25 protein-coding genes are annotated in these 23,910 nt (G+C 61.4%); all 25 read left to right on the forward strand.

Features of this window, described 5'->3' with window-relative positions; all coding sequences use genetic code 11:
- Positions 1-2: 2 nt before the first annotated feature.
- The 25 genes from OG247_RS17770 (at position 3) to OG247_RS17885 (ending at position 23,696) form a co-directional block, all read left to right on the forward strand.
- Positions 3-1,187 (forward strand): phage major capsid protein, encoded by a 1,185-nt coding sequence (locus tag OG247_RS17770; RefSeq protein WP_327253163.1) that lies wholly within the window; start codon positions 3-5, stop codon positions 1,185-1,187.
- 73 nt (positions 1,188-1,260) lie between these two features.
- Complete coding sequence (locus OG247_RS17775; protein ID WP_327253164.1) at positions 1,261-1,629, forward strand: hypothetical protein; 369 nt, start codon at positions 1,261-1,263, stop codon at positions 1,627-1,629.
- Between the two features lie 10 nt (positions 1,630-1,639).
- A complete protein-coding gene (locus OG247_RS17780) occupies positions 1,640-2,077 on the forward strand; it encodes a hypothetical protein (RefSeq protein ID WP_327253165.1) in 438 nt (145 codons plus the stop codon).
- Between the two features lie 12 nt (positions 2,078-2,089).
- Positions 2,090-3,070: a phage tail tube protein gene (locus OG247_RS17785; RefSeq protein ID WP_327253166.1), complete on the forward strand. Its 981-nt coding sequence runs from the start codon at positions 2,090-2,092 to the stop codon at positions 3,068-3,070.
- Complete coding sequence (locus tag OG247_RS17790; protein ID WP_327253167.1) at positions 3,070-3,501, forward strand: hypothetical protein; 432 nt, start codon at positions 3,070-3,072, stop codon at positions 3,499-3,501. The genes OG247_RS17785 and OG247_RS17790 overlap by 1 nt, the downstream gene beginning before the upstream one ends.
- A gap of 3 nt (positions 3,502-3,504) precedes the next feature.
- Positions 3,505-3,786 (forward strand): hypothetical protein, encoded by a 282-nt coding sequence (locus OG247_RS17795; protein ID WP_327253168.1) that lies wholly within the window; start codon positions 3,505-3,507, stop codon positions 3,784-3,786.
- A 210-nt stretch (positions 3,787-3,996) separates the two neighbouring features.
- Positions 3,997-6,183: a phage tail tape measure protein gene (locus OG247_RS17800; protein WP_327253169.1), complete on the forward strand. Its 2,187-nt coding sequence runs from the start codon at positions 3,997-3,999 to the stop codon at positions 6,181-6,183.
- A 75-nt stretch (positions 6,184-6,258) separates the two neighbouring features.
- A complete protein-coding gene (locus OG247_RS17805; protein ID WP_327253170.1) occupies positions 6,259-7,062 on the forward strand; it encodes a hypothetical protein in 804 nt (267 codons plus the stop codon).
- Positions 7,062-8,135, forward strand: coding sequence for a hypothetical protein (locus OG247_RS17810; RefSeq protein ID WP_327253171.1), 1,074 nt, complete (start codon positions 7,062-7,064; stop codon positions 8,133-8,135). The genes OG247_RS17805 and OG247_RS17810 overlap by 1 nt, the downstream gene beginning before the upstream one ends.
- 49 nt (positions 8,136-8,184) lie before the next feature.
- Positions 8,185-8,946 carry a hypothetical protein gene (locus tag OG247_RS17815; RefSeq protein ID WP_327253172.1) on the forward strand — a complete coding sequence of 254 codons (762 nt, stop codon included), beginning with the start codon at positions 8,185-8,187 and terminating at the stop codon, positions 8,944-8,946.
- 3 nt (positions 8,947-8,949) lie between these two features.
- Positions 8,950-9,195: a hypothetical protein gene (locus OG247_RS17820; protein ID WP_327253173.1), complete on the forward strand. Its 246-nt coding sequence runs from the start codon at positions 8,950-8,952 to the stop codon at positions 9,193-9,195.
- Positions 9,196-9,268: 73 nt separating this feature from the next.
- Positions 9,269-11,377: a hypothetical protein gene (locus OG247_RS17825; protein ID WP_327253174.1), complete on the forward strand. Its 2,109-nt coding sequence runs from the start codon at positions 9,269-9,271 to the stop codon at positions 11,375-11,377.
- Between the two features lie 67 nt (positions 11,378-11,444).
- Positions 11,445-12,227 (forward strand): peptidoglycan-binding protein, encoded by a 783-nt coding sequence (locus OG247_RS17830; RefSeq protein WP_327253175.1) that lies wholly within the window; start codon positions 11,445-11,447, stop codon positions 12,225-12,227.
- 11 nt (positions 12,228-12,238) lie between these two features.
- Complete coding sequence (locus OG247_RS17835) at positions 12,239-12,418, forward strand: hypothetical protein (RefSeq protein ID WP_327253176.1); 180 nt, start codon at positions 12,239-12,241, stop codon at positions 12,416-12,418.
- A gap of 63 nt (positions 12,419-12,481) precedes the next feature.
- Positions 12,482-13,048, forward strand: coding sequence for a deoxynucleotide monophosphate kinase family protein (locus tag OG247_RS17840; protein ID WP_327253177.1), 567 nt, complete (start codon positions 12,482-12,484; stop codon positions 13,046-13,048).
- Between the two features lie 127 nt (positions 13,049-13,175).
- On the forward strand, positions 13,176-13,352 hold the full coding sequence (locus OG247_RS17845; RefSeq protein ID WP_327253178.1) for a hypothetical protein: 177 nt from the start codon (positions 13,176-13,178) through the stop codon (positions 13,350-13,352).
- 106 nt (positions 13,353-13,458) lie between these two features.
- Positions 13,459-14,919 carry a hypothetical protein gene (locus OG247_RS17850; protein WP_327253179.1) on the forward strand — a complete coding sequence of 487 codons (1,461 nt, stop codon included), beginning with the start codon at positions 13,459-13,461 and terminating at the stop codon, positions 14,917-14,919.
- Positions 14,920-15,138: 219 nt separating this feature from the next.
- Positions 15,139-15,981, forward strand: a complete 843-nt coding sequence (locus tag OG247_RS17855; protein WP_327253180.1) for a hypothetical protein — start codon at positions 15,139-15,141, stop codon at positions 15,979-15,981.
- A 385-nt stretch (positions 15,982-16,366) separates the two neighbouring features.
- The gene (locus OG247_RS17860) at positions 16,367-17,092 is read left to right on the forward strand and encodes a recombination directionality factor (protein WP_327253181.1); all 726 of its coding nucleotides are present in this window, start codon (positions 16,367-16,369) and stop codon (positions 17,090-17,092) included.
- 186 nt (positions 17,093-17,278) lie between these two features.
- Positions 17,279-17,569 (forward strand): hypothetical protein, encoded by a 291-nt coding sequence (locus OG247_RS17865; RefSeq protein WP_327253182.1) that lies wholly within the window; start codon positions 17,279-17,281, stop codon positions 17,567-17,569.
- Between the two features lie 424 nt (positions 17,570-17,993).
- Entirely contained in the window at positions 17,994-18,188 is a 195-nt protein-coding gene (locus OG247_RS44815) for an HNH endonuclease (protein WP_442813629.1), read from the forward strand.
- A gap of 45 nt (positions 18,189-18,233) precedes the next feature.
- Entirely contained in the window at positions 18,234-20,645 is a 2,412-nt protein-coding gene (locus tag OG247_RS17870; RefSeq protein WP_327253183.1) for a phage/plasmid primase, P4 family, read from the forward strand.
- A 99-nt stretch (positions 20,646-20,744) separates the two neighbouring features.
- Positions 20,745-21,245, forward strand: coding sequence for a DNA (cytosine-5-)-methyltransferase (gene dcm / locus OG247_RS17875; RefSeq protein WP_327253184.1), 501 nt, complete (start codon positions 20,745-20,747; stop codon positions 21,243-21,245).
- A gap of 223 nt (positions 21,246-21,468) precedes the next feature.
- The gene (locus tag OG247_RS17880; protein WP_327253185.1) at positions 21,469-21,792 is read left to right on the forward strand and encodes a hypothetical protein; all 324 of its coding nucleotides are present in this window, start codon (positions 21,469-21,471) and stop codon (positions 21,790-21,792) included.
- Between the two features lie 71 nt (positions 21,793-21,863).
- Complete coding sequence (locus tag OG247_RS17885; RefSeq protein WP_327253186.1) at positions 21,864-23,696, forward strand: DNA polymerase; 1,833 nt, start codon at positions 21,864-21,866, stop codon at positions 23,694-23,696.
- The last annotated feature ends 214 nt before the right edge of the window (positions 23,697-23,910 follow it).

Genomic DNA, 23,910 nt, shown 5'->3' on the forward strand with positions numbered 1-23,910 from the left:
TCGTGGACGCTACTACCCTGGGCGCGAACTTCGAAGCTCGCGAGAAGGCGACCGTTGAACTCCGTGCGCTGACTGAAGAGTTCGCCGGTAAGGACATGGGCGCTGAGGCGCGCGAGAAGGAAGAGCGCCTTCTCACTGCGATTGCCGACTTTGACGGTCGGATCAAGCGGGGCATTGACGCTCAGAAGGCTCATGAGGGTGTGCAGTCCCTCATGTCTCAGTTTGACGGCGGCAAGTCTGGTCTTACCCAGCGCAGTGCCGACGCAGACGACAACGCGCGTCTTCGTGACGGCAACCTTCGCACTGAGGCCCGGTCCCTGACCTTCGCCCCGGAGAAGCGCGACGGCACTAAGGCGGGTAACCCCAACGTTCTGAGCCGGACCCTTTACGGTCAGCTCATTGCCCAGGCGGTTGAACGGTCGGCAATCATGCGGGGTGGCGCTACCACCTTCAGCACTTCCGACGCTAACCCGCTGGACTTCACCGTTGTCACCGGTCGTCCGACCGCTGCGATTGTGGGCGAAGGCGCGAACGTCCCGGAGTCCTACCCGGCAACCATTCAGCGCAGCATGGGCGGATTCAAGTACGGCTTCGCTTCTGTCGTCTCGTACGAGTTTGCCACTGATCAGGTTCTTGACCTTGTCGGCTTCCTCGTGGGTGACGCCGGCCCGGCTATCGGTGACGCCATGGCGCGTCACTTCCTGACCGGCACCGGTACCGCTCAGCCGCGCGGCATCCTGACTGACGCGGGTGCGGCTACCGCGACTTACAAGACGACCGACGCTGACGGCAAGGTCTCTGACGCGCTGATTGACCTGTTCTACGAACTCCCTTCGTCCTACCGGACCAACGCGAAGTACGTGGTCAGCGACAAGCGCGCGGCTCAGATGCGAAAGCTGAAGGACGGTCAGGGTCAGTACCTTTGGCAGTCCGCTCTTACCGCTGGGGCTCCGGACCTGTTCAACGGTAAGGCCGTTGAGACTGACGAAGGCGCCCCGGATAACAAGGTTCTGTTCGCGGACCTTTCGAAGTACCGGGTTCGCTTCGCGGGTGCGCTGCGAGTTGACCGCTCCATTGACGCGAAGTTCGAGAGTGACCAGATCGTTTACCGGTTCCTTCAGCGCGCTGACGGTCTGCTTGTTGACCAGCGTGCCGCGAAGGTTCTGACGGTTACCACTGGCCCGTAATCCTTCGATGACTGGGGGGACCAACCTACTCACCATGAGTGGGTTGGTCCCCCTGCCCTGAGAGGGGGCGCCCGTGGCTTACGCAACGATTGATGAACTGCGCGCGCTGGACGGCATGGAAGACACGTCGCTTTTCGGTGACGAACTTCTGTCGGACGCAATCGACTTTTCCATTGAGACGGTAGAGACGTATTGCGGTCAGAAGTGGGACACGATCGAAAACCCGACGCCGGAAACCATCCGTTGGTGTGTGCGCACACTCGCACGGCAATACGTGCTTGACCACGTATCGCGAATCCCGGATAGGGCGCTTCAGCTTCAGAGCGAATTCGGTTCCATTCAGCTAGCTCAGGCCGGCGGAAATTGGCGCCCGACTTCGCTCCCTGAGGTGAACGCGAAGCTGAATCTGTACCGGGCGCGTCTCCCATTCATCTTCATGTAAGGGGCGCAGCGTGGCACTGATTTTTGACGTGAAGGTTGCACTGTTCGGAGCCATCAAGGCAGCAATGCCCAGCGGCATTCAGTGCACCTTCGCGGAAACGGGCGACACGGCCCGACGCAAACATGTGTGGTTGGGCGCAACCACTGATGACGACCTTGCCCCTGTAGCTATGCGCTCCGGCGCGAAGCCGACCAACGTCACGGGCTTCGTGGAAGTTCACGCTGTGGTCACCACGCCGGGCAATCCGATTGACGCTGAGCGGGGCGTGTACGAGATACGCGACCACGTGAAGACGGCGTGTGGGGCGCTGAACGCCAACCTGACGGCAGTGCCCGGGTTGATGGACGTGCGTGCGGAGTCGGCAAGTGTCGAGACCACAGAGACGACTGACGGCGCGTACAGCGCGCTAACCCTTCGCGTCCGGGTTCGTGGACGCGTCTACCAGTAAGGGGGCGCACGCATGGCGCTTGACGCAAGCATTGGCATTGGAAAGGAAACCACGTACGGGACGCTGTCCGGTGTGGTTGAAGGCTACGAAGGTCAGGCTGACTCGTGGAAGACCACGCGAGAGTTCATTGAGTCGGTCGGCTTCCGCGCGGGTATGCAGACGGCGCGCGCTGACCGCCGAAACATTGTGAACATGGGCGGTGAAGGTGAGCTTGAATGTGACCTTCTAGACGCGGGTGCCGGATCGCTTCTGTCGGCAGCGTTCGACAAGGTAACCGTCACCGACACGGCCGGCGTTAAGACGACCGTTCTCGAAACGTCTGCCGTCTCCGCTGCGCCTTCCTTCTCCGCTCAGATGGTTCGCCCGGGAACCGACGGAACGAAGACCGCGTATAAGCACCTGGGTTGCGTGGCAACTGAGTGGTCCCTTACCGCTGAGGTTGAAGAAGCGGTCAAGCTCAATGTGACGTTCGACTTTCAGGACGTCACACACACGAGCAACCCGGCTCAGATTGTCGCTCCCTCGTACCCTGCTACGGCGTACCCGTACGACTGGACGCGCACGGCCGTAGAGCTGAAGCGTGGCGGAACTGCGGTTGCGTTTGATGCGACGTCGCTTGAGCTGACTGGTGAGCTTGGCCTGAAGGTTGACCGCCGGTTCCTTCGCGCGAATGCGCTGAAGAAGAAGCCGGTTCGCAACGCTGTGCCGACGTATGAAGGCACCCTTGAAGGTGAGTTCAGCGCCGCATCCCTGGGGCTGTACGAAGCGTTCATTGCGGGTGAGCTGTGCGCGCTGAAGGTGACCTTCACTGGTCTTCTTCCGGGCTCTAGCCTCACCGTTGAGTGCCCCGCGATTCAGTTCACGGGCGAGTCTCCTGAGGCAGCGACCGACGAAGTGACGGTTCACAACCTGCCCTTCCGGGTGCTTGACCCTGGTACTAGTGCAGCCGCTGTGAAGCTCACTTACGTTGAGCCGGGTACGTCGGCCCCGTAATGGCACAGCGGTCCGCCTTCACGATTCAGGTTGATGGACTTCGTGACTTTCAGCGGAACGTACGGGCCCTGAAGGACAAGGAACTGAACAAGGCAGTACGCGAAGCCAACAAGGCTTCCGGTGACGTTCTGGTTCCTCAGGCCGTTCACGAAAGCCCGGACGGGAAACGAGACGCGAAGTCGTCTAAGAAGTACCGTCCGGGCAAGCTGGATAAGTCCATCAAGGTCACGGCTTCCGCGAAGGGTGCCGTCATCAAGGCCGGCTCAGCGGCACGTGTGCCGTATGCCGCCGCAATTCACTTCGGTTTCCGGAAGCGAAACATTCGCCCGAACCGATTCCTGTTCCGCGCGCTTGCCCGTAAGTCGGACGTTGTTGCCGCCACTTATGAGCGTCGCATCCGCGCGGTTGTCGAAAAGTATTTGGAGAGCTGAGCCATGCCCGCTAAGAAGACTGCCCCTGAACTCCCCACTGACTTCACCCTTGATCTGAAGCTTGACACTCTCACGATTGACGAGATTGAAGCTATCGAAGAGATCACGGGTCAGCCGCTCGATTCCCTGAACAAGCCGGGTTCGAAGCGTGCTCCGATGCTGAAGGCCATGGCCTACGTGGTCATGAAGCGCAAGCATCCTGAGTTCACGATTGAAGACGCTGGACGCCTTCGGCTCAACCTGAAGGGCAAGGCAAAGGCGGACCCTACCGCAACCAACGCGTAATTGCGTGCGCACGTCTGATCGGTCACTTCAGGGGGCTGACGTGGTCGGACGTGCGCGGCATGGAGCTGCGCGACTTCAACGCGTTGGTTGAACAAATGGCGACCGACCGTGAGTCGGAACGCAAGGACATTCGGCGTGCTGGGCGTGGACACTCCGCCGGCACCCAGGGCGGGGAACGGCGTACGCCGGTCATGAGTTAGGGGGTACGCCGTGGCCAAGCCTATTCAGGTCACAATCATGGGTGACGCTGACCAACTGTCTCAGACGCTTGATGAAGCGTCGCAGGAAGTCAGCAAGTTTGGTGAAACCGCGAAGGGGCTTGCCCTTGCTGCGGGTGGCGCTATCGCTGTCGGTATCGGCATGGGTCTTGCGGCAGCGCTTGAGAAGGAAGTGGGTTCTGACCTTCTTGCCGCTCAGCTTGGAGCGTCGCCGGCTGAGGCTAAGACGCTGGGTGAAGCGGCGGGTGCTGTCTACGCAGCGGGTTACGGCGAGTCTGTAGCTGACGCGAATGAAGCGCTGAAGAGTCTTTGGCAACAGGGCCTTGTGCCTGCCGGTGCTACTGCTGACGAAATGGCAACGATCAGCAAGAAGGCAATGGACGTTGCTACGGTCCTGGGTGAAGAAGTCGGCCCGACTTCAAACGCCGTCGGGCAGATGCTGAAGACGGGCTTGGCAAAGAACGCCGACGAAGCTTTTGACATCATCGTCAAGGGTGCGCAGGAAGGCGGCAACAAAGCCGAGGACTTGCTAGACACCTTCAACGAATACGGCGTTCAGTTCCAAAAGCTTGGCCTAGGCGGCAAGACGGCAATGGGTCTCATATCCCAGGGCCTGAAGGCCGGCGCACGTGACGCTGACCTTGTGGCGGACACGTTCAAGGAATTCAGCATTCGCGCCATTGACGGCAGCAAGACAACGGCCGAAGGCTTCAAGGCTATTGGCCTCAGCGCTGACGACATGGCCGCGAAGATTGCCAAGGGTGGCCCTTCCGCCGAACAGGCACTTGGGCTGACGCTCGATAAGCTGCGTGCCATCAAGGACCCGGCGGAGCGTTCTGCCGCTGCCGTGAACCTGTTTGGTACCCAGGCTGAGGACATGGGCGCGGCGCTCTATGCGCTGGACGTGGACACGGCCGTTGAGTCGCTGGGCAAGGTTGACGGCGCTGCGAAGGCGGCAGGCGAGACCATGCACGACAACGCCGCGAACAAGGTTGCCCAGTTCACTCGGGCCCTTCAGACCGGCTTTGTTGACTTCGTGGGCGCGAAGCTGATTCCCCTTGCGGAGACGCTTGCCGGGAAGCTTGCCGCCGTTGGCTCTGCCTTCGCTACCGCTGCGGGATTCGTCATGCAGCACAGCACGGTGTTCGGAACGATAGCCGGCCTAATTACGGTCATCCTCCTTCCCGCCCTGATCTCTTGGGGTGTCACGGCGACCACGTCAGCGATAGCCAACGTCACGGCGTGGATCACATCAACGGCCACGTCAACCACTTCAGCGGCAACCCAAGTGCTTGCGCATTGGTCGGTTGTTGGCGGGTGGCTGAAGTCGGCAGCGACGGCCGTTGTCAGCGCCGCTACGGTTGTGGGCGGATGGATTGCCATGGGTGCTCAGGCCATGCTTCAGGCGGCACGTATGGCGGCAGCGTGGCTGATTGCCATGGGCCCGATTGCTCTGGTCATTGCGGCGATTATTGGCCTTGTCGTGATCATCGTTCAGAACTGGGACACCATCAAGAACGCGACGCTTGCCGTATTCCAGTGGATTTGGGATTGGATCAAGAAAATCTTCGCGTGGCTGGTTGACCTGTTCCTGAACTTCACGGGCCCCGGGTTGATCATCAAACATTGGGACACCATCGTTGAGAAGACGCGCGCGGCGTTCACATGGGTGAAAGACCTTGCGAAGAATGCCCTTGACGCTGTGGTTGATTTCGTCACCGGTCTTCCGGGTCGGATTCTCTCCGCCGGCTCACGCCTTCTCTCCGCTGCGCAGAGTCTCGGCGGATACGTCATCGACGGTATCAAGAACGGCCTTTCCCACCTGGGCGGCTTTGCGTCGTCCCTTGCGGACGCTGTGGGCAGTGCAGCGAAGGGCGCTATCAACGGCGTGATTGACCTTCTCAACTGGGCGATTCCGAACAAGCTCGGTTGGGGCGCGCTGAGTATCGACCTTCCGGACAGTCCGATTCCGAAGATTCGCGCCATGGGTGGACCGGCTTCCGGCTGGACGCGCGTGGGTGAGCGCGGACCTGAAGAAGTGTTCCTTCCGAAGGGTTCCACGGTCGTGCCCAACCACGCTTCCGGCGGGTCGGGTGGCGTCACCGTGAACGTACAGACGAACGCAAATCCCTGGGCGATCGGTCGGGAAGTTGCCTGGGCGCTCCGCACGAACCGCTAACCCACTCACGGTGAGTAGGTAGCCCCTCAGCTTCACACGCTGGGGGGCTTCCTCATGAACGAAGGAGGTTCCACAGTGGCGGAGCTGACCGACTGGACGTGTGAATTCAACGGACTTGTCATGGGGGAACCCGACTCCCCCATTTCGATCGTGGCCGTTGACGGACTTCTGTCCATGCCGGATATCCGGACTTCGGATCTAACCCTTGTGCAGCAACACGGCTTGTACGCGGGTGACGACTACATGAACGGACGCACGGTCACGCTGACGCTCGAAGTGTACGGAGCCACCCGGGAAGAGTTCACGGCAGCGCTGAGTTCGCTGTATGCGGCGTTCCGGCCGGCTGAGCGTGAGAAGCCCTTGCGGTTCCGGTTCCCGGGCGTTGGGGGCGACCTTACGGCCTTCGTGAACGTGCGTCCGCGCAAGCGGTCGGGTCCCCTTGATCTGAATTTCGCCTATCAGGTCTGCAACGTTGTGGTTGAACTCTTCGCGACCGACCCGCACGTCTACGGCGACACCCTCATTACGAAGACCCTTCTTCAGCCCTGGGCCGGCTCAGACCCGAAGCTTCGGTTCAACTCCCCCGGCTCCGTTCCCGTGCTGCCGATTATCAAGCTGACGAACGCTAAGGACGTCAAGCTGACCGACGAAATCACGGGGCTGTGGTTCGGCATGACGAACCTTGCGGGTGGCCTAACGATCAACTGCGAGAACCAAACGGTTACGGCTACAGCGACGGGAACCAACTTCAACGACAGGATCACGCCCGGTAGCACGTGGCCCGAATACGGCTTCGGTGAGCACCGAATAGCGATGACAAGTCTTGCGGTCAACTCCCCCACTCAGGCTGAGTTCACATGGCGCGATAGGTGGGTGTAATGGCTTCCGCCGTTTACAAGGTCGTACAGACCAACGTGAAAACCGGCAACGTTGTGCGGACGCTGCCGGTTACGGGTATCTCGTTCACGCACACGCTGAACGCCTCAGGGGCATGCACTGTGGGCATTCCGCTGTTTGCCCCGGAAGCCGACCCTGAGTCTCTGATACCCGGCGTGTCCGGCCTTGTGGTGTTGCGGGATGACGTTCCAGTGTGGGGCGGAATCCTTTGGACGCTGGACGCCGACATTGCGGCGGGAACGCTCAGCCTGAATGCGTCCGGCTTCCACTCCCACTATCAGGGCCGGTACTTCGTCAACGGCTGGACGGCGAAGAGCAAGGAACAGGCAACCATCCTGAAGGACTGGTTTGCCTACTGCAACGCCGACAACGGCATAGGTACGGACGCTAGTGGCGTGGCAGCGACGGGCAATGTCCGTACAACGGTTTGGACGAAGTACGAACTGAAGAACGTGGCTGAGGCCGTTGACGAGTTGTCCGACAACATCGGCGGATTCAACTTTAGGTACATCCCATTTTGGGTGACGGCCGGCGCGAAGATTGGTCACCGGTTCGCCATATCCAGCCGCGAAGGCGTGCCCACTTCTCACAGCCTCACCCATCGGGCGAACTGCGATGTGACGCGCGTGAGCTACGACAGTACGGCGCTCTGCACTGTGGCCTATGCGACGGGTGCCGACAAGGGCAATGGCGAAAAGCTCGTTGGCGTTTTCGAGAATCCGTCACTAGCTGCGGTCATGCCGGAACGGGTAATCGTCGGCTCGTACAACGACGTGAAGGAAACCGAGACGCTGATCAGCAAGGCTCAGGCGCACATCAACGCCGGAGCCGTGCCCACTGCCATTCCAGAACTCACCCTCTACCCGGGTGAGTTCACGCCGCTGGACTTCGTTCCCGGTGACGCCGTCGCTGTGGATGTGGACGCGGGTTACATCGCGCTCTATGACGAATTCGTTGTGACGGAGTGCAGTACCGCAATCGACGCTAACGGCACCGAAAGCATCAAGCTTGCTCTAGCCAGTAAGGAACTCTTCAACAATGCCAACCCAAGCTAACGTTGTTCCGCCGTCCCTCGTGAATGAGCTGTCTGAGCTGAAGCGGCGTATGTCCGCCATTGAGCGTGCGCCGGCCCCCGTCAATAAATTTGACCGCTATCCCGCTGTGGAATGGGCCGCTCAGGGTCGCCCCGAAGTGGGTGGAAACGTTTGGTCGTCCGTCTCCATTGCGAATGTCACGGGCTTGACCTTCGACCGCGTGGAATGCAAGTTCATCACGGACTTCATGCTGAAGGGAAAGCGAGAGGCTGAAGTTCGCCTTGCTGCTTTCCGGCACGACGGTAACGCCAACCGAACCATTGTTAGCGCGTCCCGCGTGCTGAACCTGCATGGCGCTACCGAACGATACGTTGGCGTTGGTCTTATGCGCTGGGTGCATGGCATCCCCTTCGGTTGGGACTACGAAGAGAACAACACCACGTACACCATTGAGCTTCAGCACCGTTACCGCGTCGGGCCTGAGTCGTACGACTCTGACGCTCACACGACGGACGTTTTCGCGTTCTACAAGCCGACGGATAAGGCCGCACCTTCTACGGGCGGCGCGCTGCAAATCCCCGGAACCTCTTGGGACACGATGGTTCTGCCCCAGTCCCGCCCCAACGTATCCGGCGGGTGGGTCACCATTCCGCGCATCGTGGGCGATCAGGAACAGTACGGCTCGTACTCCATTTCGGCTATGCAGTATTGCGTAGGACTTCCGAAGGAGCGAATTCCGGAAGCATCGGCGGCCGGCTGGGCGTGGACCCGAAACCTTGAAAGCTCGTGGGGTCGCGCTGCCGATATCACGGAACCCCACTTCGGAGTTTAAGACATGGACATAACCCGCCTGTACGGCACGGCGGAAATCGTCGTTCCCCTTCTCGTCTTCGCTGCCTACTCGCTGCGCAAGTTCCGCAGCGGCATGGAAGCGACGTGGAAGGAGGAAGCGGAAGCCTACCGCTCGAAGGTGGAGCGGCAGTCAGAAGAGCTTGCCGCACTCCACAAGGAAGTTCGCGAACTCCGACGCGAGAACGCTGAGCTTCGCGCGCAGATTGACCGCCTTCTAGCGCGCCCGTAACCACACACGCAATCCCGGGGACCAACCCACTCACCGTGAGTAGGTTGGTCCCCCTGTTTTGGGGGTCCTTCATATGCCTATTCCCGGCACTATCCCTACGGTCAAGGTACGCGGTACGTACTTCGGCCCGGACGGTCGTTCTCTTCTCGGCACGATCACCTTCACGATTCCGGCGCTTCTCACCTTCCCGGACAGTGACCTGTTTATTGCCGGTCCCGTCGTTGCCCAGCTTGACGAGAACGGGCACTTTGAAGTGACCCTTCCTGCGACTGACGCCCCGGGTATGAACCCGTCGGGTTGGTCGTACACGGTGAAGGAAAACCTGACCGGCGTTGTCGGAACGCGCACGTTCGCGATGCTCCTTCCGAAGGACACTCCGGGCGGCATAATCGACCTTGCGGACGTTGCGCCGGCTGACCCGACCACGCCGACTTACGTTCCTGTTGCCGGTTCGCAGATTCTTTGGGGCACGGCAGCGCCTACCGCTGGTCTTGGCGTCAACTCTGACTTCTATGTTCAGTACGACACGCGGACCCTTCTGGGTATCACGCATACGACTGTCACGAATTGGAAGAAGACCGGCGGCACCTGGGCCACGGTTGGCGGCGTGGTTCGCGGTTCTCAGATTTACCTGAACACGACTTCTACGCCCAGCACGGACGCGAAGGCCGGCGACCTTCTCATTCGCACTGACACGGGCGACATGTGGCAGCGTGAGGCAAGTTCGTGGGGCTCCGTAAAGGGAAACATCAAGGGCCCGAAGGGCGATAAGGGCGACACGGGAACTACCGGCGCCCAGGGCATTCAGGGAATTCAGGGTGTCAAGGGCGACAAGGGCGACCCGGGTAACGGCAACGTCAACACGGTCAACACGAAGGTTGGCCCGGACATTGTCCTGAACGCTGCGGACGTTGGCGCGCTGGGTGCTACCGGTACGACCTTGAACGTTGCGACCACCTTCAAGGGCAACGGCACGAACGCACCGCTGAACGTCTACGGCGACAACGTGGCAGCAACGCGCTTTACCGTCCTGAAGGATGGTTCGTGGTACAGCAACGCGCTTGCGAACTCCGCGTACAACATGGCCGTTGGCGACACGACTTCGGACTTTGCTGGGGGCACGTTCGTTCTCGCGCTGAAGAACGCAAACGTTGTGCCGACGACCAACCCGACTAACGGCGTTGTGGCGTACGCCGAAGGTGGCGTTATGAAGGTGCGGCAGACCAACGGAACGATTGTCACCGTTGGCAATGCCGCGCTGAACGGGCCTCAGGTCATCAAGGGCGACGCTACGGCGACCGACCCCCTGAAGGTACAGAACGACGTCAGCGCGGACCTGTTCGCCGTGCGCAAGACCGGTAGTGCACGCATGGCGCTGGGCAACCTGTACGTAGACAAGAACCTTCGCGTTGGCGGTTCGGGCAGCGCGGCCGGCGTTGGCTCAACGGTCAACGGAGTGTTGGCCATTGACAACGGAACCGGGCCGTCTGCCGCGAACACTGCGGGTGTGCATCTGTACGCCGAAGCGGGTCAGCTCAAGGTGCAGGAACAGAGCGGCAACACGTTCACGGTGGGCGGTGCGCGCAACACGTGGACGCCTCAGGCTCTTGGGTTCCAGGCGTGGTCGGTTGACCCTGCCACGGTTGCGAACCCGACGGGTACGCCGAAGGCCGCTGTCATCGGGCGTATCTACTTCTCCGGAATGAACATCACGGAACCGACGGTTGTTGATGCGGTTTGCGTCATGGCGCGTGGCTGGGGCGGGTCCACCCTGATTCCCGCAGCGCGCTTCTATGCCGGTATCTACAACGAAGCCGGCACCCGCGTAGCGACGTCGGGCCTTGTGTCCAGCCTTCCCGCAGCGGGTCAGCTTACGGGCACGGCTCCGGGCGCGAAGGACAACCACGTTGGCGCTGTCCCCGTGAACCTTACGGCTCCGATCACCCTTCAGCCTGGGCGGTACTGGGCGGCATTCCTCGTGTCGGCAGGTTCGGCCACTGACTTCTATTACATGCACATCCAGAACGAAGCTCCGTCGAACCCGGCCAACTTCTACGTGGGCACCACGTTCCAGCGTCATTGGTGCATCGCGTCCGGTCAGACGTCGCTTCCGGCAACGGTCAATCAGGCCACGGGTGAAGTCGGTCTTGACCCGGCAATCATGGCGCTCGCCAACCTGTAACCCACTCACCGTGAGTGCCTTGCCCCCGTCGAATCCCGGCGGGGGCCCTTTCATGAAAGGAACAAACATGTCCACTGTTGAGCGCGTGCTGAGCATCGCGAAGGCTGAGGAAGGGTACCGAGAGGGGTACTCCAACGGATCTTGGAACAACAAGCAAAAGTATTCGCCTGCCGTGCCGGGTCTTGAGTGGTCCGACTGGCAGGCGTGGTGTGCAACCTTCGTTTCGTGGGTTGCGATGACCGCTGACGTTAGCGACCTTTACCCGCGCACCGCCTCTTGCTTTACCGGTGTTCAGTGGTTCAAGAACAAGGGTCGCTTCAGCGCCTATCCGGCGGTTGGGGCTCAGGTCTTCTTCGGTAACGGTGGCGGCACTCACACGGGTCTCGTGTATGCGTACGACGCTGATTACGTCTACACGGTTGAAGGCAACACCAATGACAGCGGCAGCGCCCAGGGCAACGGGGTGTATCTCCAGAAGCGTGCCCGTCGGGATGCCTACGTGTACGGCTACGGGTACCCGAAGTTCCCTGAGGGCATCCAGTCCGCTGACCCCGCGTGGGCCGCTCAGAATCCCGCTGAGCCGGCCAAGCCTGCCCCGGTTTCGTATGAGCCGTTCCCGGGTGGCGACTTCTTCAAGCGGAAGCCGAAGAGCGCCATTGTCACGGCTATGGGCAAGCGGCTTGTTGCCGAAGGTTGCAGTGCGTACAAGTCGGGTCCGGGTCCCCAGTGGACTGACGTGGACAAGGCGTCGTACGCGAAGTGGCAGCGCAAGCGGGGCTTCACCGGTACCGACGCTGACGGTTGGCCCGGTAAGACCACGTGGGACGCGCTGAAGGTTCCGAAGGTCTAAGGAGAATCAGTATGGGTGAGCACAGCAAGACTGACGTCAGCGCACTGGGCACTGTCCTTGTGTGGCTGAAGGCGAACAAGAAGGCGGTTGCTGCGGTAGCCGTTGCCGTTGTGGGTGTGATCACGGCCGTGAAGCCTGACTTCCCGGGTGCCGTTGTTCTGTCCGCGCTGCATGCCGTTCTAGGCGGTTAGGCCGGCCTAGTCTCCGACTCCCTTCCTGGCAGGTGAAAGCCCACCTAGGAAGGGAGTACGGCAGTGGCCTACTACCGAAACATTGGTCTGATTGGTCGCGCGCGGGTCGGCAAGGACACGGTTGCGGCAAGGCTGGGGCAGCGCTTCGGCTATCAGCGGGTTGCCTTCGCGGACACCCTGAAGAATGCGGCGCTGCGGATAGACCCGCTTATCCCGACTACAACGGGCGTGTGTGTGCGTCTGTCGCGCCTTGTGGCTGACGTCGGTTGGGAGTACGCGAAGATTGCGTATCCCGAAGTTCGGCGGGTCCTTCAGTACGTCGGGCAGACGGTTCGGGACACGGACCCGGGTTTCTGGATTCGGTCCGCCATGCCCGCTCTTGACGCTGCGGACAACCTGAACCTTCCCGTTGTCGTGACTGACGTGCGGTACGAGAACGAAGCGATAGCGCTTCAGAAGCGCGGGTTCATGCTCATACGCGTGACCCGACCCGGGGCCGGCCTTGACGGTCCCAACGGCAAGCACGCGTCGGAAACGGCGCTTGACCACTACCCCGCTGACGCCACGATCACGAACGGCGGCAGCGTGCCGGACCTGTTTGCCACCGTGGACGTGCTGCCACTGCGCTAGACCTGAGCCCCACCTGAGTCTTCGGACCTGGGTGGGGCCTTTCTTGGTTTGGGGGGTTGCGGGAACCCACTCACGTGAGTACCTTTAGATCTGTCAGCAAGACGCCGCAGCAACGAGGGGAAGCCCAATGATCAAGCGCGCGAAGGACGTCACTTACGGGGATGTCATCGTGACTCCGACCCCGGGGCTCATGGTCGCGAAGTCGGTAGCGTCGGACATGTACGCCATGAAGACCACGATCAAGAACGGTGACGACGCGGTTACCTTCGGGGCGTACGACAAGGTTGAGACGCTGGACGCGTAGCTAGTCAACCCCCGGGCGGACGACAATCCGCCCGGGGGAACTTTCCCGAAACCTACTCACCGTGAGTAGGTCGGCTGATAGAGTGTCAACGAAAAGGGGCGGGGCAGTGAACGTGACTAGCGACGGCGGCAAGGTCCACATTGCAGACCCGACGCAGAGTGACGAACACCCCCGCCCCTTGTACCGCACCGAAGCAATGAACGACGTCACGTTCTACTTCACTGACGCGCCCGTTGACTGCAACACGTGCATTCTGCTGAGCAACATCAACCGCAACAACGCGACTGACGGAGAGACCATGCCCCCGAAGAAGAAGACCGAAGCCGCCCCCGCCGCTGAGCCGGCCCAGGACACCCCGGTTACGTCTGACGCGCCTGCCGACGTTGACGCGCTGATCAGCGACATTCACGCCACCGTGGATCAGCTCAAGGCGATTGACCCGGCTTCTGAGGGTGCAACCGGTGCCGCAACCGCGCTGAAGTCTGAGGCGGAAGCCAAGATTCGTCAGCTTCCGACGGCGAAGCGCAACACGCTGCGGAAGGCCGTAACGGACGCCTTCAAGGTTGCGACCACGAAGCCTGAGCCGGCCGCCGCGCCTGCCGCTGCCGCTCCGTCCACTGAGGTCGCCACGGTCAGCGATGACCCGAAGGACTGGGCGAACCTCCCCACGCTGATCGCAACCGGTATCGAGAAGATGAAGGAAGGCGTTGACGCCGGTCTTCAGCTCACGAACGCCGGTGAGGTCGTCGCGAAGGTGCTGCTGACCATTCGGCAGAACATCATTGACCCGGAAACGAAGCTGCCTGACCTTGTGTGGCGCCTGAAGGTGGGCCGCAACGCCGCTGGGCAGGTGTACGCCGACGCGCTGAAGGATGTGGCGGAAGACGACATTGAGCGTCGTGAGTCGCACTCCAAGCTCATGAAGGCCACCCAGAACAAGGCTGCTGACGTTCTCGTTGACTGGCTTCGGTCGTACAACCGGGACGACAAGGAGTCCATGGAACTTCTCGCTGAGATGTACCCGGACGCCGTGAAGCTTCTGCACGAGGACGACGCGAAGCGCGCGGGCATGGTCGCTGACGAGACCATTGACAGCGCGGATATCCCGGAGCCCATGACCGCTGAGGCCGCTATTCGTGCGCTGTACGCGAAGCATGACATCAAGCTTCCGCTTCGTGGTCGCACGGAACAGATGCGCTTGACCCGTCGGGTTGAGTCCATCCAGAAGGCCACGAAGGAACTTGAAGAAGCGAAGGAAGCCAACAACACGGCGAAGACGGCAGAGCTTGAAGGCCGAATTGCGGACCTGAAGTCTGACCTTCCTGACGACATGCTTGCGCTCGTGGGTGCGCCGGAGAAGGAGAAGACCGACGCCGAGAAGACGAACGAAGCCCTTGAGCGCGCATGGACGGCACTGGAGACGGCCGGCAAGCGCGCGAAGAAGGTGAAGAACGCCGCTCAGAAGAACAAGATCAAGCGCGAGATGTACGCGAAGATTCGCGAACTTGCGGAGACGTTTGACCTTGACCTGAGCGCGCTGGTTCCGGCGGAAGAGTCTGGCGAGTAGTCAACGACACAGCACAGCGGAGCCCCAACCTACTCAACGTGAGTGGGTTGGGGCTTCTTCGTTGTGACGGAGTGACGGAGTTACGTCACTTCAGAATTCCCCTATGAGTTCTCTAAGGGCAATCCGGAGCCGACGACACTTCGTCACTCCGTCACCCTTGCCGCCGTGCAGTAACCGACTCCCTTCAAGTCGAGAGAGACACCGACGAAGGGAGCGACCTTGCCGAAGGTACGCACGATCTACAGGGGCGGAAGCCGCTTCTATGTCCACCCCGAAAACCGGGAACTGATCCACCCGGGCGTGACATCCATTCTGGGGATGCTCGCAAAGCAAAACTTCCTTGCCCCGTGGCAAGCCAAGCTGACGGCCGAACTTGCCGTTGATTCCATTGACTTCATTTCCGACATGGCCGCGAACGACCGTGACGGCGCAGTTGATTACCTGAAGGGTGCTGCGCGCCGATACACGAAGGTCCGCGCGAACATCGGTTCTGAGGCGCATGACCTTTTTGAGCGTCTGATTCGGGGCGAATACGTCGGGCGCGTGCGCAGCGACCTTGAGCCCTACGTGGCGCACTTCCGAGAGTTCATGGAAGCCGTTAACCCTGAGTTCGTACGCGCCGAAGATGTGGCGTGGTCGGACACGTACGGCTATGCCGGCTCGTTCGACGTGTGGCTGTACGTGTGGCTTGACGAAGAAGGGCTTCCGACTCCGGATCGTTCCGGCGTGCGTCATCTGATCATGGGCGATTGGAAGACGGGCAAGAGCACGTACCCGGACGTTGCGCTTCAGCTTGCCGCCTATCAGCGCGCGGACTACGTCATTGACCCTGACGGCAACCGTGAGCCCATGCCGGAGTTTGACGGCGCTGCGGTGCTGCACATCACTGATGAGACTTGGGCCTTCAAGCCCGTTGACACGGGTGACGAAGTGTTCGCTGAGTTCCTTCGTCTGCGCGGGACCTTCGATTGGGACCGTGAGCTTTCCCGGAAGGTCATCGGGAAGCCGATTGCGAAGAAGGCCGGAAAGCTTGTGACTGGCACCCAGCGACGGGCCCGATAGTGGGCGCCCGAAGGATTCGACCCCCGAGAGGTAGTGAAGTGCGAGACATAGCCGCTGTGGTCTTCCTGGGCGCTTTCCTGGGCGCGCTTGCGCTCATGGCTTCGGCGTTCGTCGTCATGCTCTATGTGGGACTGTGGCACAGCTTCAACCCGGACTTTGCCGCTGTTGGCTTCGTTGACTGCATGTTTGGCGTTGGCCTTGTTGGCCTTCTCTCGGGCCTGGGTGCCCGTGTGACGCGTCGCTAGCGCCCAACCGCCCAACTCCCCAGGGTCAGCCCCTCAGTGCCTCACACGGGCGCTGAGGGGCTTTCTGCGTTGGTTACCGACTCCCTTCACACAAGAGAAGACACACGGGCGGAAGCCCCGGGGACAAGGGAGCGCGCCACATGGCGAAGCGAAGCATTTGGGCCGGAGACGAAGACAACAAGCCGAAGGAGCGACAGACCTACTCGGACGACACCGTTGGCCGGCTGCACTCCGGCTACATGGATGAGACGGGTAAGAAGCCCGTTCCCGTGGCGCTGTCTGAGTGGCGGTTCTCCACTGGGGACAAGACCGTTGCCGATGCGGTCGCCCAGCTCTTCGGCGGGTCGCCGGTAGAGAACGACGAATCGACGTCTGAGAACTTCATTGACGTCTTCACCGACGCTGCGAAGGTCCCCGTGATCATCGAAGCGGACGGTATCCACTGGGATATGAAGCAGTGGATCAACGGCAAGCTTGTGCATCACTGCGACGGCTTTGAGTACGTCTCCCCTGAGGAGAAGGCCGGCGAGTCTTGCGGTTGCCCGACGCTCTTTGATGAGCGAAAGCAGGCAGCGAAGGACTATCAGGGCCCGAACCCGGCAATCACGGTTACCTTCCGCCTTGCCGATGATCCGGAGCTTGGCAAGTTCAAGTTTCAGACCGGCGCATGGACGCTCATGAAGGTTCTGCACGAAGCCGAAGACGGCGTTGAGCGCATTGGCAAGGGCGGGTCGGTCCTGGGCAACCTTGAGCTTGAGTACGTTGAGTACACGGGCAAGAAGGGCCCCATGCGCGGCAAGCTCGTGTCGTACACGAAGCCCAACATCAACATTCAGAAGTCGTACAACGACGCCATTGCCGAGTAAGCGCGTGGCGAAGCTGGACGCGTCGGAGCCGTACAACTGGGCGCGCGCACTCTTCAGGGCAGATATCGAGACGGTACGTCGTCCGCTGTGGGAATACCCGCCGGAAGCGCGTACCGCTGTCCTTCATGAGCGTCGCGTCCGGTTCGGCATACCGACCCAAGACGACTTTGACCCGGAGTACCACTAGTGGGCAAGCGCGGAACGGTCACCGACTATGCCGGGGAAGCCCTGTACGTCGGTGACCTAATCAACTATGCAACGCGCTGCGGGAATCGGGCGCGCGCATCGGACGCGATCATTCGAGAGATCGAAATTCGGCGCGCATACGGAAAGCTCATCCCCTTTCTTCAGGTCCAGCCAACCGGAGTTGACTCCGGTGACGGGCTTGGGGAACGCAAGACGCTGCGCAAGGAATGGATCAGCACAGAACACGTACGCCTGTTGCGGAGCAACGTAGCCGGCACACAGACCAACTGACGACACGCCCCGGGCGGAGCACTGCGCTTCGTGCCGGGGCTTGTTGTCGTTCAAGGCACTCACGGTGAGTAGGTTATGGCGAGCATCTTGATAGGTCCCGACAAGGCTCCGGCGCTGGGTGACGTGCGCACGCTGGGGCAGGGGGACAGCATCTTTCTTCGCAAGGGTTGGGCCGATCGGCGCGACGGGGGACGCTACGCCGAAGCGATCAGTGCGGCAGTGCTCCGGGGTGCTGACGTTCGGTGGGTGCGCCGTGCGTCATGACCCCAAGTGCGCCTGCAAGGCATGCCGAGACAAGCGGCGACGGCAGCACATTCAGAACTATTACCGGAAGCTTCCGCCGGACAAGCGTCATGAGCTGACGCACAAGCGGCGCGCGAAGACGTACGGCGTTGAACATGAGGCGTACAGCCGCACAGAGATCATGCGCCGTTGGGGGTACCGCTGCGCCTACTGCGATGACCGGGCGACGCACCTTGACCACGTCCACCCGCTCAGCAAGGGCGGAGCCGACAAGGCTTCCAACATGGTTCCGGCGTGCGCGAGTTGCAACCTGAGCAAGGGGGCTAAGACGTTGGCGGAATGGTCCCTGACCTTCGGGCCGGCTGAGCCCAGGTAACCGACTCCCTTCTAGGTCCACGAAGGACTACGAAGGGGAACGGCAGTGGAGTTCAAAGACGTCTTGGGTCGCTTCAAGGATGTATCGGAAGAGTCGGACGGTGGTTACTTGGCCGTGTGTCCGGCTCACTCCGATTCTCGCCCGTCGCTGCGTATCTGGCGGGGTGATGACGGGAAGGTGCGGCTGACTTGCCGCGCGGGATGCGACACGGGCGACGTGGTGACGGCCGTCAGTCTCCGTTGGTCGGACCTGTTCAACACGACTGGCGAAAGTCTCACCGTTCCCAAGGAGAAGCCGAAGATGGTTGGTACGGGTCCCGTTGCTGCGCTGCGCATGTACCTTGACGCGCTGCCGCTGGGTGACGGCACGTACGCCGAAGACCGGTTCGGTATCGACCCTGAGGCCGCTGAGCGTCTGGGGCTGAGGTTTGCGGCACCTGCCGACGCCCACCCGACGTTCGTTTCTAAGTCGTTCGCCCGGTACCCGCGTCTTGTTGTGCCGCTGAACGGCTTTGACGGCGTGACTCGTGGCGCTCAGGGGCGTGACCTCAGCGGCAAGTGCCCCGGGCGTTGGCTGAGCCTGACGAACCCTGAGGGGCAGCGCTGGGCCCCGTACGGAGTCTTTCGCGGTGAAGGCGGGTACAACGCTGTCATTGTGACTGAGGGTCCGGGCGACGGGCTTACCGCTGTGGGTGTCGGCTATGACGCCGTGATCATTCGCGGTGCTGCCCTTGCGGGGAACCCTGACCTGTTGGCGGAGCTTGCCGCCGGCCTTCAGGGGTCCCAGGTCATTGCCGCCGGAGACAATGACGATGCCGGACGACGCTTCAACAGGTCCCTTGCTGAGGGGCTGAAGCCGTTTGGTATTGAAGTGTTCGCGCTGCCCATTGCGAATGTGGCTGAGAAGTCCGATATCACGGCGTGGCGCGAGAACTTCCCGGGCGCATTTCCGGGGCTCTTCCACTCTGCCGTGAAGGCCGCGAAGCCGGTTCTTGACCGTGCGTCCGAAGAGCGTGAGCACCGACGGGCCGAAGTCGCGCACCGCACCGGAGCCGTTCAGATATCCAGCGATCAGGGCAACGAAGCGGCGCGCATCCTCGCTGAGTTGGTCAACACGTACGGCGAAGAAGCCGACGCCATGAACGCCTATGCGCTTGTCGCGTGGACGGATGGGCGTATCAAGTACGCCTCAGGTCTGGGCTTCTTTGTGTGGGACGGCGTGACCTGGGTGAAGTCGGCTACGCGCGTGCGGCAGGAAATTCACGCCATGGGCGCGGCGCTTGTCCTTGCCGGGTACACGAAGGAATCGCGCGGCTTTGTGATGACCAGCAAAATCAACAATCTCTTGGAAGAGCTGCGCTCCGTTCCGTCCGTCCACGTGGACGCTGAAGAGTTCGACGCGAAGCCGCACCTTCTCAGCTTCAAGAACGGCGTGGTGGACCTTCGCACGGGCAAGCTGCGCGCACACGACAAGGGCGACATGCTCACTGTGTCGCTGCCGCTTGAGTACGACCCGAACGCCCAGGCGCCGCGCTGGGAACAGTTCATCAGCGAAATCTTCCCGGGGAACGCTGACCTTGTCGGCTACGTCCGCCGGCTCGTGGGGTACGGGATCACGGGCAGCACTTCGGAACAGTGCTTCGCGGTTCTGTGGGGCAAGGGTGCTAACGGCAAGTCCGTGTTCACAGAGACGCTGACCGACGTCTTCGGCCGGATCACGAAGACCACGCCATTCGCCACGTTCGAAGACAAGGGCAATGGCGGGGGCATCCCGAACGACCTTGCTGCACTGCGTGGCGCACGTCTCGTCATGGCGTCTGAGGGCGAGTCAGGCAAGCCTATGTCGGAAGCCGTCCTGAAGCGCATCACGGGTAAGGACAAGGTCACGGCGCGCTTCCTCCGTCAGGAATTCTTCACCTTCGCACCCACCTTCCTGATCATGCTTGCGACCAACCACAAGCCCAAGTTCAGGTCACAGGATGAGGGTCTGTGGCGACGCGTGAAGTTGATCCCGTTCACGCGCTACTTCGCGCCCCACGAGCGGGATTACGACCTTGACCGGAAGCTTCGCGCTGAGGCAGCGGGCATCGTGGCTTGGGCTGTGCGTGGCGCTGTGGAGTGGTACGCGAACGGCCTGAAGGACCCGGAGTCGATTTCGTCGGCAACGCGGGAGTACCGCGCGACGTCCGACGCGTTGGCCGGCTTCTTCCCGGGCGTGCTTGTTGCCGCTGAGGACACGGACACCCTTCCGGGTGCGGACGCGTACACGTCTTACCGTGATTGGTGTGAGGCTGAGGGGCTGAAGTCCACTGAGGTTTGGTCCCGTAAGGCTTTTTACGGAGCCATGGAAGAGCGCGGTATCGGCAAGAAGAAGACCAACAAGGGCATTGCCCTAGTCGGCGTGAAGGTCGCTGACGCGCCTGTTGCTGCGGGTCCGGGCATCTTCGCCCAGGACTGACACACGGAGCCCCAACCTACTCATGGTGAGTGGGTTGGGGCTTCTCGCGTACCCGAGTCACCGACTCCCTTCTAGGCAGACAACGAAGGGAGTGACGAAGTGGCGATACTCGAACTCTGCGCGGGTTACGGGGGGTTGGGGCTTGCGGTTGAAGCGCTGACCGGGGACAAGGTGACCGTTGTTGCCGAAGTCCACAAGGCGGCATGTGAAGTCATGTCGTACCGGTTCCCGGATGCTCCGAACATTGGTGACGTCCGCTATGCGTGCTGGGAAGACTTGCGCGGCGAAGTGAACACGATCACGGCGGGCTTCCCCTGCCAAGACATCAGCAACGCGGGCAAGCGAGAGGGTATTAAGGGTGAGCGCTCCGGAATTTGGTTCAACATCGCTGACGCCGTTCGGATCATTCGACCCGAATACGTCTTCTTGGAGAACGTCGGAGCTATCCGAAATCGGGGACAAGGCGCAGTGCTCAGTTCGCTTTCCGAAGTCGGGTATGACGCTGCGTGGACAGCTATTCGAGCTAGTGACATCGGAGCCCCGCACATGCGGGAACGGTGGTTCTGCGTTGCCACTCCTTCCGACCCCAACGGTCGCTGACGCCAATCGGGGGCCCGACTTCGCAAAGCGGGACCGACCCGGGGCAGGGGGTGACGACCTAGTCACGACGGTTGCACGCCTGTTCCCTCGTGACCGGGCTGACGTCCTGTTCAAGACGCCTACGGCGAACCTGGGGCGGAACGGCAGCGCGCAGCACCCGGAGAAGCGCAAGGCAGGCGGACACGGCCCGACCCTTGAAGACGAAGTTGTCTTCCTGCTGAACGTGACCCCCGAAGACGAGTTGCCGGATACCGGCCCGCACTCCCCTGCCGAATGGTGGGGCCCGTACGCACCTGCCGTATACCGCTGGGAAAAGATCCGGCAGACGGCGGCACCGGTACCGGTCATACGTGGTCCGCGCGGCGGGGTGAAGCTGTCCGCTGTGTTCGCTGAGTGGTTGATGGGTCTTGAATCGGGTTGGGTGACCAGCGTTCCGGGGCTGACACACGCTGAGATGCTTGAGCGCATCGGCAACGGCGTGGTGCCGCATCAAGCGTTCATGGCTTTTCGTGAACTGAAGAAGACGCTTGACGCTCGTAACGACTGAGTGAGTCACCGACTCCCTTCCTGGCACATGCGAGGAAGGGAGTTCGGTTCATGATTCATTACAGTCACGGCGTGGCCGGCGAAGCCGTCACGATCTACGTTCCCGAGACAGATGGGGACTTGCGCACCTTCATGCAATGGGCGCGCACGAAGCCGGAGTTGGCGCTAGACACTGAGACAACGGGTCTCGATATCTACTCGCCCAACTACCGCTTGCGCACTGTGCAGTTCGGCACGGAGCGTGAAGCTTGGGTGATCCACTGGGAGCGCGGGGGCCGATTTCGTGAGGCAGCGGAATGGGTGCTCAAGCACTGCCCGCGCTTCCTGATCCACAACGCTGCCTTTGATTGGCTCGTGTTGGACGCGCACGCTGGGGTGTCGCTCGAATCGCTCGCCCCGCGCACGACTGATACGCGCATCAAGGCCATTTTGATTGACCCGCGTCAGCCCATGGAAGGCGGCATTGGAACGGGTCTCAAGCCCCTCAGCGCCTTCTATGTGGACCCGGGTGCGCCCGATACTCAGGGCGACTTGACGGCGGTCTTCCGGTCCCTGGGGCTGACGAAGGCAACAGGCTGGGCAGGCATTGACCTGTTCCACCCGACGTACAACCTTTACGCCGGGTTGGACGTGATCTTGACGGCACGGCTGAACCCGAAGCTTGACGCTGAACACAAGCGGCTGAGCATCAAGCCCGCGCTTCTCGAATACGAACACGAGATATCTGCCATGTGCGCCCACATGACGCGCGCCGGCCTTGTGCTCGATATGGATTACGTTGACACGCTCCGCCGGATGCTGCGCGAGGAAGAAGCGAAGTACCTGACGGTTGCCGCCCGGTACGGCGTGGACTCTGTGAACTCTGGGCGGCAGGTGTCGGAAGCCCTGTTGGCTATGGGTGAGACGCTGACGGAGACGACAGACTCAGGCGCGCTGAAGGTAGACAAAGCCGTCTTGCTGGGGCTTGCGGACCTTGACCGCGAATGGAAGCCCATCGGGTCCCGCACGCCCAACCCGCTTGCGGAAGCCGTTCTGAGGGCAAAGCGCGCCGGTAAGTGGGTGACGACGTACGCGGACCGATTCGCTTCCTCCGTGGACCCCAACGGGCGCATACACCCGACCGTGAACACACTTCAGGCGCGCACGGGGCGCATGTCGATTTCCGGCGACCTTGCCGCACAGACATTGCCGTCTTCGGACTGGATGATTCGGCGCGCTGTCCTCAGCGATAAGCCGGACCACATCGTTGGTTCCGTTGACTTTCAGGCAATTGAAATGCGGGTCCTTGCCGCCCTTGCCGACGTGAAGAAGATGAAGGCCGGCTTTGTGTCCGGCGGGTCTGATTTCGACATTCACATGTATACGGCGCAGCTCATTAAGGGGGCTGAGGCAACCCAGAAAGACCGCAAGGTTTTCAAGGGTGCCGGGTTCGGCAAGGTGTACGGCGGTGGCGTCGTCACGATCGCACGGCAGACCGGTGCGCCTGAGTCTGAGATTGCGCGAGCGATCAGCGCCTATGACCGACAGTTCCCAGAGATCAAGCGCGCGTCTTCGCGTTGGCAGCGGGAAGCCCGTGCGACGGGCCTTGTCACCGTGTCGGCAACCGGGCGCCGGCTACCGCTTGACCGTCACCGGATGTACGCCGTTGTGAACTATCAGTGTCAGTCAGCGGCGCGCGACGTGTTGGGGCAAGCCATGCTCAACATGCGTGACGCCGGTCTTCTCGACCTGATGAAGCTGCCGATTCATGACGAAATCGTCTTCAGTGCCCCCAAGTCTGAGGCGAAGGACATTGCGCGTGAGTTTGAGCGCTGCATGTCCATGGACCTGTTTGGGGTGCCCGTCGTGGCCGAAGCGGAGCTTGGGGGCCGTTCATGGGGCTCTCTGTACGGCGCTGACTACTGAGCGAAACCCGACAAGCCGTCACATGTCTCGCGCCGGTAACGATCGAAGGTACTCACGGTGAGTAGGTTCGAACGCTTCCGGAAGCCCCCGTTCCTGTAAACGACAGGTAACGGGGGCTCTGGCATATGCCAAAACCCTACTACCTAAGGATGAGAAGCGGGTTACGCCTTCGAATCCTAGGCATCCCTTCCAAGATCACGCGGGTCATCGCTAG

This window comes from Streptomyces sp. NBC_01244, from assembly GCF_035987325.1.
In the GTDB taxonomy this organism is placed as follows: domain Bacteria; phylum Actinomycetota; class Actinomycetes; order Streptomycetales; family Streptomycetaceae; genus Streptomyces.